Source organism: Nostoc sp. GT001, from assembly GCF_030382115.1.
Lineage (GTDB): Bacteria > Cyanobacteriota > Cyanobacteriia > Cyanobacteriales > Nostocaceae > Nostoc.
Genome location: NZ_JAUDRJ010000003.1, coordinates 2,209,661 through 2,222,194, shown reverse-complemented (window position 1 = coordinate 2,222,194; position 12,534 = coordinate 2,209,661). Strand labels below are relative to the sequence as shown.

General features: G+C 42.6%; 11 protein-coding genes, 2 pseudogenes and 1 riboswitch. Of the genes and pseudogenes, 6 read left to right on the top strand and 7 right to left on the bottom strand.

Features of this window, described 5'->3' with window-relative positions; all coding sequences use genetic code 11:
• Window positions 1-677 precede the first annotated feature (677 nt).
• A complete protein-coding gene (locus QUD05_RS12400) occupies window positions 678-3,416 on the bottom strand; it encodes a cation-translocating P-type ATPase (RefSeq protein WP_289796313.1) in 2,739 nt (912 codons plus the stop codon).
• Between the two features lie 481 nt (window positions 3,417-3,897).
• Here QUD05_RS12400 and QUD05_RS12395 point away from each other — a divergent pair, with 481 nt between their 5' ends.
• Together QUD05_RS12395 and thiC are read left to right on the top strand one after the other, a co-directional pair.
• Window positions 3,898-4,890, top strand: coding sequence for a 2-hydroxyacid dehydrogenase (locus QUD05_RS12395; RefSeq protein WP_289796312.1), 993 nt, complete (start codon window positions 3,898-3,900; stop codon window positions 4,888-4,890).
• 77 nt (window positions 4,891-4,967) lie between these two features.
• Window positions 4,968-5,064, top strand: a riboswitch (TPP riboswitch).
• Window positions 5,065-5,071: 7 nt separating this feature from the next.
• Window positions 5,072-6,445, top strand: a complete 1,374-nt coding sequence (gene thiC / locus QUD05_RS12390; protein WP_289796311.1) for a phosphomethylpyrimidine synthase — start codon at window positions 5,072-5,074, stop codon at window positions 6,443-6,445.
• A gap of 229 nt (window positions 6,446-6,674) precedes the next feature.
• Here thiC and QUD05_RS12385 read toward each other — a convergent pair.
• Window positions 6,675-8,663: pseudogene (locus QUD05_RS12385) on the bottom strand (S8 family serine peptidase).
• 116 nt (window positions 8,664-8,779) lie between these two features.
• Here QUD05_RS12385 and QUD05_RS12380 point away from each other — a divergent pair.
• The 3 genes and pseudogenes from QUD05_RS12380 to QUD05_RS12370 form a co-directional block, all read left to right on the top strand.
• Window positions 8,780-8,902: a hypothetical protein gene (locus tag QUD05_RS12380; protein WP_289796310.1), complete on the top strand. Its 123-nt coding sequence runs from the start codon at window positions 8,780-8,782 to the stop codon at window positions 8,900-8,902.
• 71 nt (window positions 8,903-8,973) lie between these two features.
• Window positions 8,974-9,258, top strand: a complete 285-nt coding sequence (locus tag QUD05_RS12375; RefSeq protein WP_289796309.1) for a hypothetical protein — start codon at window positions 8,974-8,976, stop codon at window positions 9,256-9,258.
• A 75-nt stretch (window positions 9,259-9,333) separates the two neighbouring features.
• Window positions 9,334-9,885: pseudogene (locus QUD05_RS12370) on the top strand (hypothetical protein); the annotation flags it as partial.
• A 383-nt stretch (window positions 9,886-10,268) separates the two neighbouring features.
• Here QUD05_RS12370 and QUD05_RS12365 read toward each other — a convergent pair.
• Window positions 10,269-10,484, bottom strand: a complete 216-nt coding sequence (locus QUD05_RS12365; protein ID WP_289796308.1) for a hypothetical protein — start codon at window positions 10,482-10,484, stop codon at window positions 10,269-10,271.
• Between the two features lie 166 nt (window positions 10,485-10,650).
• Here QUD05_RS12365 and QUD05_RS12360 point away from each other — a divergent pair, with 166 nt between their 5' ends.
• Complete coding sequence (locus QUD05_RS12360; protein WP_289796306.1) at window positions 10,651-11,004, top strand: hypothetical protein; 354 nt, start codon at window positions 10,651-10,653, stop codon at window positions 11,002-11,004.
• Window positions 11,005-11,015: 11 nt separating this feature from the next.
• Here QUD05_RS12360 and QUD05_RS12355 read toward each other — a convergent pair whose 3' ends face one another.
• The 4 genes from QUD05_RS12355 to QUD05_RS12340 all read right to left on the bottom strand — a co-directional run bounded on the left by QUD05_RS12355 (window position 11,016) and on the right by QUD05_RS12340 (window position 12,533).
• A complete protein-coding gene (locus tag QUD05_RS12355) occupies window positions 11,016-11,381 on the bottom strand; it encodes a hypothetical protein (protein ID WP_289796305.1) in 366 nt (121 codons plus the stop codon).
• 77 nt (window positions 11,382-11,458) lie between these two features.
• On the bottom strand, window positions 11,459-11,905 hold the full coding sequence (locus QUD05_RS12350; RefSeq protein WP_289796303.1) for a hypothetical protein: 447 nt from the start codon (window positions 11,903-11,905) through the stop codon (window positions 11,459-11,461).
• Window positions 11,906-11,907: 2 nt separating this feature from the next.
• Complete coding sequence (locus tag QUD05_RS12345; protein WP_289796302.1) at window positions 11,908-12,219, bottom strand: hypothetical protein; 312 nt, start codon at window positions 12,217-12,219, stop codon at window positions 11,908-11,910.
• Complete coding sequence (locus tag QUD05_RS12340) at window positions 12,219-12,533, bottom strand: hypothetical protein (protein WP_289796301.1); 315 nt, start codon at window positions 12,531-12,533, stop codon at window positions 12,219-12,221. Before QUD05_RS12340 ends, QUD05_RS12345 begins: the two co-directional genes overlap by 1 nt.
• Window position 12,534 lies beyond the last annotated feature (1 nt).

The window sequence follows — 12,534 nt, the reverse complement described above, 5'->3', positions numbered from 1 at the left end:
TGTCGCGTCAGACTTACGACATAAAAAATTCAAATGACTTTCCCTGTCAAAATTGCCATTTTTTTTCAAAGAACAGCTATCTCAAGTGTGCAGTGAATCCTTCTCTGGTTTTCACAAAAGCAGCAATTAATTGTTGTGATTATCAGCCGTTGTAATATCATGTCCGCTTGATTACTTACTAAACCCCAAGAACCCCACCCCGCCAAAGCTGCGCTTTGTCTCCCCTCCCGAAGAGCGGGGAGGGGCTGGGGGCTTTCAAGGGCAGGCTTTTAGGCTTTCGATAAATAGTTGAGAATGTTCTCAATTATTGAACGTAGTTTTAAGTTCTCAGACAATGGTTTTGGTTTTAAAATCCCAAAAATTTGTCTAATCAAAAAAACCTGCCCCAGAAAGGGGGCTGGGGGTTGGGGTGCAATGACTCTGGGAATCATAACTAATTATGCGGACATGATATAACCCATCATAAAAATTAGATATTCCAATATTTCATGCTAAAAGCAAAGTTAAATAAACAATTATTAAAACAATTTCTTCCTGGCACTCACATTGTTTTCTACAGCTTTGATATAGGTAAGTGAGAAGCAAAGCAAGTAATTAGAGTAAACGGCACAACCCTTTATCTATGAGTAGTGCCTGAGAATGTAGCTGTAAATTTGGGATTAGGTTAGGAGAGTAAATCAGTTGAGAGGATCGAAACGATTTACTATAATTGATACTCCAATCATTGGCAATCCTATAAGGAAGCAAATTAACCATTGATTCAAGTTCAGGGGAGCAGTAGAAAATAAGCTATTCATTAAGTTCCACTGACTAAAAACAATCTGTAAAACTATGGTAGTAGCGATACCAATTCCCATTGCTGAGGCATCACTAAATGTCTGTCTGACTCCCCGAATCGTATTAACTAGAGCAATTCCTAATTGACTAATACTTAAAAGATAAAAAATTCTCCCGGCTACTAAAGCCTGAATTGCCATTGTTCGGGCTAAATCGATATTTCCTGTAGTTTGTCGTATCCATTCAAATACACCAAAAATCAAAATCCAGTTGAAGAGAGAAATTGCCAGAATCCGCTTGACTAAACTTTTAGAAAGTAACGGTTCGCGGGGGCTGCGTGGTGATTGTTGCATTACCCGTTCAGACTTTGGCTCAAAGGCTAAGGGTACTGTCATGGCAATGGAATTAACCATATTCAGCCACAAAACTTGTAAAGATAAAATTGGTAATTCTCTGGCAAATAATACACTAATCAAAATTGTCATCGATTCGCCACCATTAACGGGTAGGATAAAGGCGATCGCTTTGAGCAAATTTCGATAAACAGTCCGCCCTTCCTCGACGGCGGCTTCTATTGAAGCAAAGTTATCATCAGTTAAAATCATATCTGAGGCTTCTTTGGCTACCTCTGTACCAGCACCTCCCATTGCAATACCAATATCTGCTTGTTTCAAGGCTGGTGCATCATTAACACCATCCCCAGTCATGGCAACAACCTCTCCTTTAGCTTGCAGGGCTTCAACGATGCGGAGTTTCTGTTCTGGTGCAACACGGGCGAATACTGCCCCATCTTCTATCGCTGTAGCCAGTTCTGATTGATCCATTTGAGCCAGTTCACTGCCTGTAAAAGCGAGAACTTCACCATTTTTATTAAAGCCCATACTTTGAGCGATCGCTCTTGCAGTCACAGCATGATCGCCTGTAATCATTTTGACTTGAATCCCAGCATTTTGACAGGCTTCTACTGCCTTGATAGCCTCGCTTCTGGGCGGATCGATCATCCCTTGCAATCCCAAGAAAACCAAATCCTTTTCGATATCTGCATGATCGAGTGAATCTTGAGCATGGGATACAGATTTATTCGCAAAAGCTAGCACCCGTAAACCAAGATTCGCCATCACATCAACTTCTTGATGTATGGTTTCTGCATCTACGGAGGTAAGGTTTCCCTCAGCATTTAACATCTGCTGACAACGTTTCAGAATTGCCTCTACCGAACCTTTAACGTAAATAGTTTTAACTCGTGAAGAATTTTCTCTACTCCCATCTTCATGCAAAGTTGCCATATATTGAAACTCAGACTCAAATGGGATAACATCTAGTCTGGGCATTTGGGCTTCTAAGTTATTGCGATGTAGTCCAACTTTATCAGCAACAGCGATCAATGCTCCCTCTGTCGGATCGCCAAAAACCTGCCATTGTCCTTCCTTTTGTTCTAAATACGAGTCATTACATAACAAACCGGCTTTGAGACATTCTGCTAAAGCGGGAAGATTCTGCCAATCTATTGGCTGTTCATCTAATAAAATTTCTCCTTCTGGTGCATATCCCGTACCAGTAGCCGTATATTGTTCACCACCGACATAAATTGCTTGTACAGTCATCTGGTTTTCAGTTAGCGTCCCGGTTTTGTCAGAGCAGATGACTGTAGCACCGCCAAGAGTTTCCACCGCTGGCAATTTCCGAACGATCGCATTTCGCCGCGCCATCCGCGAAACCCCGATTGCTAGTGTCACAGTTACTACAGCTGGCAATCCTTCAGGAATCGCACTCACAGCAAAAGCAACAGCCGCTTCAAACATTTCTGCCCAGGTATTGCCGTATCCCAACCCGACGGCAAATGTCAACGCCGCGATGCCGAGAATGATGTACAGCAAGGTACGGCTAAATTTATCAAATTTTCGAGTTAAGGGAGTTTTCAGACTCGTTCCTTGCTCGATGAGTTGGGAAATGCGCCCGGTTTCTGTGGCTTCTCCAATGGCCACCACAATTCCACTACCAGTACCAAAAGTTACAAAGCTACCAGCATAAGCCATATTGAGGCGTTCAGCTAAGGCTGTATCTGTATTCAATGGCTGTGTATTTTTTTCAGTAGCGACTGACTCACCTGTAAGCGATGATTCATTCACTTGTAGATTTCGGGATTTTATCAAACGCAAATCCGCTGGTACTTTATCGCCAGAAGTAAGTAGTACCAAATCCCCTGGTACTAACTCCGTTGAGGGAACTTGTACCTTTTGGCCGTTGCGAAGGATAGTTGCATTAGTTTGTACTGAAGAAGCTAAAGCTGCGATCGCACTTTCAGCTTTCGATTCTTGAATAAAACCGATAATCGCATTAATTAGGGTTACACCCCAAATTACCCAAGCATTTACCCATTGTCCAATTAAGGCTTTAATTGCACCCGCAATCAGCAAAATGTACAGTAACGGTTGGTTAAATTGCAACAAAAATCTTAATACTGGGCTGGTTCCACGTTTGCCCTTAAGTTCATTAGCACCAAAACGTTCTTGTCGTTTTACTACCTCATCTGAAGTTAAACCTGTTTCTAGATTTGCCTCTAAATGTTGAGCTACCTTTAATGCAGGTAGATTGTGCCATTCACGTGGCTGGATGATTTTTTCAGATGTTACTGTCATTTTGTTTCCGCCAAAATTGACTATTAGCCGATTGGTAAAATTATGAGAAATAAATGTGATGGAAATATGAGCGAAGTGCGGCATTCCATATCTGTAGTAATTCGGCAAACATCGCAATTTGGAGCAGTACGGTAGGGGCGCAAGGTAATTTTCAACAAAGAAAATACCTAGCGACTTTTGACAACTCTTGGAGACGCTACGCGTAGCTTGCTTAAGAGCAGGGGTACACTCAACTCTCGATCTATCAGTTGGTTGAGCGAACTTGTACTGAGCGACTCGTGCCGAGCGGAGCCGAGGTAAGTCGAAGTAGCCGAAACCAACGGCATCAGTATATTTATTCTTGTAAATCACCCAAGCCTTGCGTCCCTAGATAGCAATTAAAAATGTCCCAGCTACGCTCGTTGTAGACATCGCTTTTCTAAAGGTCAAGGTATTATGTACTCGAACGACCGTGCAGCATACATAAAATCTGAGGTTTTGCATGAAAGTAGCAGTTTTCAGTACAAAAGCCTACGATCGGCAGTTTTTGTCAGCTGCAAATTCTCCTATCCAACACGAATTAGTATTTTTTGAACCCCGTTTAAATCGAGATACAGCTATCCTGGCTGCCGAATTTCCGGCGGTTTGCGTATTTGTCCACGATCAGGTTGATGCCCCAACTTTAGAACTTCTCGCCTCACGGGGAACTCGTCTAGTAGTCCTTCGCTGTGCAGGGTTTAACAATGTAGACTTACAAGCCGCGGCAGACTTAGGAATTACCGTTGTGCGTGTTCCCGCCTATTCACCTTATGGGGTTGCAGAACACGCCGTAGGATTGATTTTAAGCCTAAATCGCAAAATTCATCGTGCCTACAACCGTGTCCGAGAAGGCAATTTTTCTTTAGATGGACTGTTGGGATTTAATTTGTATGAGCGTACAGTGGGAATTGTCGGCACTGGCAAAATCGGTCTGATTTTAGGACAGATTATGAAAGGGTTTGGCTGTCAACTACTCGCCTATGATGTTTATCGCAATCCCGAATTGGAGGCGCTAGGTGGAAAGTATGTAGAACTACCTGAGCTATTTGCCAATTCTGATATTATCTCCCTGCATTGCCCCCTAACTCCTGAAACCCATCACTTAATTAATACTGAGGCTATAGAAAAAATTAAGCCAGGTGTGATGCTAATTAATACTAGCCGAGGAGCGCTGATTGATACCCAAGCAGTAATTGAGGGATTGAAGTCTGGTAAAATTGGCTATCTTGCTGTAGATGTCTACGAACAAGAATCGGAATTATTCTTTGAGGATTTGTCTGGGGAAATTATTCAAGATGATATTTTCCAGCATCTGACAACGTTCCCCAATGTACTGATTACCGGACATCAAGCCTTTTTTACAGCAGAAGCTCTCTACAATATTGCAGAAACAACCTTTGCTAATATTACCGATGTTGAACAGGGTCGTCCTTGTGCAAATGAAATTCGCGCGTGAACCCTAAAATCCAAAATTGTTTTACCTCATAAATTGTTAACACCCTTGCTCCCAGATATAACGAAGGTGATACACTACATCCATGCTAGGGGTGCCTACATAACCAGGCTGAGATCACACCCTTAACACCTGAGTCTGGGTAATACCAGCGGAGGGAAGCTGTTTATTGAGGAATTACAATATGCGGACTGAATGGGTTGCTAAACGACGTGGGCAGGTTAATGTATCTCAAATGCACTACGCTCGCCAAGGTGTTATCACCGAAGAAATGCACTACGTCGCCAAACGGGAAAATCTCCCAGCCGATCTCATTCGTGAGGAAGTAGCGCGGGGAAGAATGATTATCCCGGCTAATATTAATCACACTAACCTAGAGCCGATGGCTATTGGCATCGCCTCTAAATGTAAGGTAAATGCTAATATCGGCGCTTCCCCCAACTCTTCTAATCTTCAGGATGAAGTTGATAAACTGAATCTGGCGGTGAAGTACGGTGCTGACACCCTGATGGATTTGTCCACAGGCGGCGGTAATTTGGACGAAATTCGTACCGCAATTATCAAGGCTTCACCTATTCCCATTGGTACGGTTCCTGTTTACCAAGCTTTAGAAAGTGTCCACGGCACAATTGAGAATCTGACTGCTGATGATTTTCTCCATATCATCGAAAAGCACGCCCAGCAGGGGGTAGATTATCAAACTATCCACGCTGGGATTTTGCTTGAGCATTTGCCTTTGGTGAGAAACCGGCTCACTGGTATTGTCTCTCGCGGCGGCGGTATTTTGGCGCGCTGGATGCTACATCACCACAAACAAAACCCGCTTTATACCCACTTCAAAGACATTGTTGAGATTTTCAAGAAGTACGATGTCTCCTTCAGTTTAGGGGATTCCCTGCGTCCTGGCTGCGCCCATGATGCCTCAGATGAAGCACAATTAGCTGAATTGAAAACTCTGGGACAGCTAACTCGCAAAGCCTGGGAAGATGATGTACAGGTGATGGTGGAAGAGGCTGGACACGTGCCAATGGATCAAATTGAGTTCAATGTCCGTAAGCAAATGGAAGAGTGTTCGGAAGCACCTTTCTATGTTTTAGGGCCATTGGTGACAGACATTGCTCCTGGTTATGACCATATCACTTCAGCCATTGGAGCCGCGATGGCTGGATGGTACGGTACTGCAATGCTGTGCTATGTAACACCTAAAGAACATTTGGGTTTACCAAATGCTGAAGATGTCAGAAATGGGTTGATTGCCTATAAAATAGCGGCTCATGCAGCTGATATTGCTAGACATCGCCCTGGTGCAAGGGATAGAGATGATGAACTTTCTAAGGCGCGTTACAACTTCGATTGGAACCGTCAATTTGAATTATCACTCGATCCAGAAAGAGCTAAGGAATATCACGATGAAACTTTACCAGCAGATATCTATAAAACTGCTGAGTTTTGTTCGATGTGTGGGCCTAAGTTCTGTCCAATGCAAACTAAGGTTGATGCTGATGCGCTGACAGAATTAGAGAAGTTCTTGGCGAAAGAGGCTGTGACTCAAAGTTAATTGAAACGGGGCATGGGGCATGGGACATGGGGCATAGGGTATGGGGAAAGAATGCAGCAACTTCTCTTTATCTCCCTCATCCCCCTCATCCCCTCACACTCCCTAACTCAAACGTATTGGTTTAAGGGACTTCCAGAAAATAAATTATCCCATTTTCATCGTGGCAGATTCTTTCTTCTCTGCTTCCTCTACATACACAACGATGGAATATTTTTTTAGTTGGAAATCCCTAAAATCCCATTTCAATAGTCAAACTGCGAATTTTTCCTGTATCTCCTTCAGCTTTATCTGCAACTTCCAGAGTCCAGGTTCCTTGGGGACTTTTACCTTTAAAGGCAGCAAGTTTTGGGGTATTTACCTCGTCATAGGTTGTTTTAATATTATCTGTAGCTCCGCCCTGGCGATCGTGCAGATTTATGGGAAGTATGCCTGTTTGCACCGGGGGAAGGAGAGTAACTATCAGATCCCCAATATAAGTATGCTCGATATCTACATTAACTTTGATGGATTTTAGGAGGGTGGTATTAGCGATCGCCACCGATAATGTTGATGTTTGCAAGTCGTTAATTGGCACATCTTGCACTGCTTGGAATCTGCTGATGGGCGATGTTTGCGGTGGCTTGGCCAATTCTACAGCTTTCAGAGCATTGATTCGACCGTAACCGTAGAAAGGACTGCGACCATTGGCATCATATTTACCTCCGGCTGAATCAATGCGATCGCAGGAGCGTTTAAAAATGTCTCGTACTTCATCCCAACGCAGATTTGGATTTCTGGCAAGAATCAAGGCTGCTACACCTGCTGCACCTGGACAAGCACTGGAAGTTCCGCCAAATTCGTTCGTATAGTTGCCTAAAGCCTCACCCAGATTTCGATTACCCGAATTATAGCCAAGTACACCAGAGCGATCGGTTGTCCAAATTCCAGTGGTTTGAGAAATATCACCATTGTTGCTGGGGAAGGCGCACCAAACCGCCTGACCAAAGTCACTGTAAGCGCTTCTCGTGCCGTAGTCGTTACAAGCTGCCACTGCAATCACCTTTTGGTAGCTGGCGTAGCCGTCGTTATCGACGCTTTCGTTACCATTGCCAGCTGCAAATAAAATTACACAGCCCTTGCCGTTGCGCCCTTTATTGATTGCAAAGTCTATAGCCAGCCGTGTGGAATCAGGCAAAGGTACTTTCTGGTTGTGTACAGGATCGTCTGGCTCAAACCAAGTACCATCTGCTGGGCCCTAGCTGCAAGAAATAACATCAGCACCATTTTGAGCCGCCCAAATAAAAGCATCTGCTTCATCCTGCGATCCCAACGCTGAAGCTAAACGAATCGGCATGAGTTTTGCCCCCGGTGCTACACCAGATGCCCCAAAGTTACCGTTTGCACACGCTACTCCTGCACAGGATGTACCGTGGTTATTATCGTTTCCCGGTCTGGGATTGTTCGTTTTACGTGTGACATCTCGTGGGGCAACAATCTTACCAGAAGAACGGAACTCTTCATGATCGAGATCCATACCATCGTCGATAATTGCAATAATTATCCCAGTGCCATTGCTCAACTTCCAAGCTGCTTCAACGTTGGCATGGGCGTTAATTGTCTTACCATTAATTGTTGTTTGCTTTAAGTGCCACTGCTGCGGGAAAACCTGACGTTGGCGTGACTCACGCGCTAGTTCGGGATGGCATAGTTCAACTGATTCCTCATTTAGAAGTCTCTCGGCGATGTCAAAGACGGCTATACCAGTATTTGCAGGGGCACTGACAAAGTAAGCATTTCGTGCATATTCAAGTTGGCGTTTAATTGTTAAGTTGTAACGTCTTAAAACCTCTTGGCAGACCCTTGACTCTTCTTCGCTATCAAATTTAACAAAAAGGTTTTCAGTGTAAATTACAGGTTGTTGAGATACTGGATCGATTAAGACACGTCCGGCAAATTGGACTTCAGACTCATTGTTAAGTATTTCACGAGCGCGATCGCGCAGAGCGACACCCTGATTCGGAACTTTCGCTTGTAAAATTTCTACACCCGCTTGCCGAAACCGTGTTTTTAACTCAAATTGATTAAGGATGCTACGAGCCGTGGGTGATACAGGTGCGACTTCAAAGGATCTTGCACCAACCAAAGTGCTGCGGCTTTCGGTACGCACTACAACGTATTCGTTACTGATAGCAAATTCATACTGTTGGCCGTTCTGTCCACCATAGCGAACCTGAACCATTGTTTAATCTCCTAAATGTTTTGAAAATGGGGAATTGGGAAAACCGTATTATGCCTTACTTTTAACGACGGTGCGATGTCTACGGTGTCACTGAGCCTGTCCTGAGCGTAGCCGAAATGAGCCGAAGTGCGGGCTACGCCTACGCAGTTTTTTCAGGCGAACCCAATCAATCAGAACAGGGTATATTAGACCTCTTGCAAAAGTGCTTTTTGCAAGAGGGGGAAAAGGGTAAAGGTTAAAGGGGAAGGGGACAATACAGAACCTTTTCCCCTTCCCCCTTACCCTTTTCCCGACTTATGCAAGAAGTCTATTGAGTCCGGTTTATACGCTAGAATCCAATGCTTCCTTAGCAGTACCAACTGGACTGGTTTTTATCCGCTTTGCTGAAGGCGTTGATGTGGAATCGCAACGCGAGGTAATTAATCGAGCAGGTTATGAAGTAGCTCAAAGCCTTTCTTATGCGCCTCATACCGCTTGGTTGCGTGCTAAATCAGGTAATATTATTGATGCAATCACTGGGATTTCTCAGTTAGAAGCGATCGCTAATGTTGAGAATGTCGAACCTCAAATGCTTATGGAAAGAGGTTTAAGATAAATTACAAAGTATACATCTGGTAAAGGTAAATAGGGCGATCGCCAATTCATTAGCTAAATAAATTTTTTTGATTGAATGACTAGATTTATCCATGATCAATTTGCAAAAGATTATTTGGAAGAATTACTAAAACCTTATGGAGAAGTCCAAGGTTCTAGCCGTGTGGCGGGAGAAGTTCGAGAAATCGATGTTTTATTTTCTCCTTTAACAGAACAAAGCACGAATTTAGAAACACTAGGATTATTAGGAAGGTTTGCCGCTACAGCAGCCATTTTTGAACCCTTCCGCAACGCTGCATCACAAGAAGAAATTTGTGATTGCCTGTTAAAATTATTAGAAGTAAGGGGTGGATTACAACGTCAAGCAAATCGTAATAAAACTTCCATTCCAGAATTAGAACTTCCTAAATTATGGATACTCACCCCAACAGCATCTACAACACTCTTGTCAGGATTTGGTGCTACTCAAAAGGTAGACTGGCTACCTGGAGTACATTTTATCGCAGAGTATTTGCGGACTGCGATCGTTGCGATTCACCAGTTACCACGCACCCAAGAAACTCTGTGGTTAAGGATTTTGGGTCGAGGAACAGTACAAAAACAAGCAATAGATGAATTAGAACTTCTATGTACCTTCTGCTGGCAAGGCTTTGAGCCAATACTTTCTTTTCGCTACTCAAATGCTACTCAAAAGCCCCATTCTTCTGCTGATTTTTAGCGATCGAAGCAGGAATTTTGCTACTCAAATGCTACTCATTTTGACTAATAGACTCTTAATCTATTGGTTGCGGGTTCGATTCCCTCGTCACCCACTACTTTCAGCCTCCAAATTTTGCCCTTGACTAAATCTTGACTAAATTAAGCCAACGCTCTTCTCTGAAAGTCTTGTCTATCAAGGGTAAACGCCACTAAAGCTTTGACTAATTTGAATAAAAACGCTTACAGTCCAGTGGACACTGTGATCGTGTCCACTGGACTGTAAGTTATCTCTGACTTAACTCCAAGTTGTCTTCAAGTTGCCGGAGTGAAGTCAACGTAATATTCAACACCTGCTTTAAAAAATTCTGTTGCCTTGGGATTGGTGATACACATCTCTAGCTTGCCGCTAGGTGTCGCTTGCCAAAAGGATTTGTTCTCTTCAGTGCTTTTAAGGACTGGAGCTAAGTTAACTACTGTGTTACCACTGGCATGATTAGTTACGCTTTCTGCTAAAAATTTAGCTCTCATTATATGGATCTCCAAGAGTTACTAGAATCGCTAATTTCCCTGCCATCGACCTTTATAGCCTATTACGATGATTTGTATGGGTATCCCTGGGGACGCATACAGCTTATAGGTATACTGTGCCTTGGCTTTGCCTTCTGGTTTGCAATTCTGAACGTAGTATTCAATCATGTCTAGTAAATATCACGAATTCCTTTACTTAATCATGTTTGATCGATACTACAAGTTAGAAGGCCATACACCTGTTGCTGTTAACTTTGAAGAATGGGCAATCTGGAGGACAGAAGCTAACACGCAGGTTTTGCTTTCTGTTCTTAAAGGTTATATCAGTGTTTCAACTATATTTCTTGGGATAAACCTTGGGACTAATGAAAAACCCCAAATTTTCGAGTCATTAGTAACTGGAGGCAGTTGTAATGGTGAAAAACGTCTCTACTCAACTTGGGATGAGGCGATTTCCGGTCATTTTGACCTAATTATTCAGTCCATTGCCACTACCCCAGAACCTAACTTACTAGAGTGAATCCCCAGTGACTAGAACTTGTCATCGCGGATCTGAAAGTTAGATTGCTTGTTCAAGAAGCTAGCTATCTGCTTAACCCAGTTGGCAAGCCTGTCAAACTTGTGCTTGACCATGTTTTCAATACCATTAAGCCGATACTCAACAAAAAGTTTCTTTTCGTTGTATTCGGTTAGATGCACGTCTACCTTTTTCTCAACTGTGTACAACCGATCAACAAAATTATCCTTCAGGTGATCAACAGCTGCTAATACAGTATTTTCAACTCTGTTGATTTTGGCATTGATATTTGCTTCTACCTGTGCCAATCGGTAAATAGCTCCTATCAAAGTAAGCAGCCCAAGAATAATAGTAAGCGCGTTGTTAATGTCAATCTTCATGAGTAAAGATATGTACTTGTAATCTCGAAAGTGCCCAAGGATTGCCAAGACATCTTATTCTATTGGGTCAGCTAAATTTAAATTTGCAATGCCCATATTTTTGTAATCGAGCAATAGTAATCAGTTGCCAAAGGGTTTTTCTCGAAGATAGTAAATTTGAATTCATGCAATCCATCTTCAGTAATAGCAATGTCCTTGGTTAATGTTTGGTGAAGACTAACTCCGTTTTGATAGAAATCTAAGTTGTCAAATGCCAAAGAATTATCTACTTCTAATTTGAGTTTTCCAAACTGATTGCCAACATTGCATAAAAAGTACAGGCGATAATTTCCAGGTTGTAGAGAGCGATAAAAAACCCAGCTATTATCAATTGCTGGTGGCTCTTGAAAGGCTATAAATCCATACTTATAAGAAGAACTTAAAGGTGATTGGATAACGCTGCCTGACAATATCTTTGCCTGGTCGTGAAAATATTCAAAATAAATAGGAGAATTACTTATAAATGCTGATTGAAATAAAGGCATTCTTAAGTCAACTCCCGAACAAGAGCGTTTCCGTTGACAGCAGACCAAATCCCACTAATTACGCCAGTGTAATTAAATGGCACTTCATAATATCCGCCAGCAAATAATTTAGCGGTAAAAGCGCTCGTTGTTGCTGTAGCACCAAATTCAATAAATAAGATAGCAGTACTTTCATTCCAAACCGTTGCACCTTTGCGGTTGGAATTGGCAGCCAAGATTGTCACACTAGTAGCGCTAGAAGCAACAGTGGTTGGGGTTGATGTGCCACTAGTTGATTCAGTTACTGTTACTACTGCCGGATTAACAAGACCCATTATTCAGTACACTCCACAAAAGAAAGTTTGCAAGAAAATTTAGAAACAGCGCAAACTGTTCCTACGTAAAGATTATTAAAGTTGATTTCGTAGCTGCCACCGGGCTTAATAAGTAATCCTTTGCTGTTGGTGACTTTATTCAGTTCACTCAACACCAAAAGAATTTCTATTTTGGAATTATTGATAAAAGCAGCATACTTTCTTTCTCCATTAGGCTTGAGAATCACTGAGGCGACATTAGCCGTAAGCTCTTTTTCGTCGTGAACGCAAGTATCAAAAATAGGAATTGAAATACTTGCTGGATTGTTAATCATT

Bases quoted from the DNA above. Each gene is read 5' to 3' on its own strand.
- QUD05_RS12340 (WP_289796301.1), bottom strand. From the start codon at position 12,533: ATGATTAACAATCCAGCAAGTATTTCAATTCCTATTTTTGATACTTGC.
- QUD05_RS12395 (WP_289796312.1), top strand. From the start codon at position 3,898: ATGAAAGTAGCAGTTTTCAGTACAAAAGCCTACGATCGGCAGTTTTTG.
- QUD05_RS12360 (WP_289796306.1), top strand. From the start codon at position 10,651: ATGTCTAGTAAATATCACGAATTCCTTTACTTAATCATGTTTGATCGA.
- QUD05_RS12355 (WP_289796305.1), bottom strand. From the start codon at position 11,381: ATGAAGATTGACATTAACAACGCGCTTACTATTATTCTTGGGCTGCTT.
- thiC (WP_289796311.1), top strand. From the start codon at position 5,072: ATGCGGACTGAATGGGTTGCTAAACGACGTGGGCAGGTTAATGTATCT.
- QUD05_RS12345 (WP_289796302.1), bottom strand. From the start codon at position 12,219: ATGGGTCTTGTTAATCCGGCAGTAGTAACAGTAACTGAATCAACTAGT.
- QUD05_RS12380 (WP_289796310.1), top strand. From the start codon at position 8,780: ATGAGCCGAAGTGCGGGCTACGCCTACGCAGTTTTTTCAGGCGAACCC.
- QUD05_RS12350 (WP_289796303.1), bottom strand. From the start codon at position 11,905: ATGCCTTTATTTCAATCAGCATTTATAAGTAATTCTCCTATTTATTTT.
- QUD05_RS12365 (WP_289796308.1), bottom strand. From the start codon at position 10,484: ATGAGAGCTAAATTTTTAGCAGAAAGCGTAACTAATCATGCCAGTGGT.
- QUD05_RS12400 (WP_289796313.1), bottom strand. From the start codon at position 3,416: ATGACAGTAACATCTGAAAAAATCATCCAGCCACGTGAATGGCACAAT.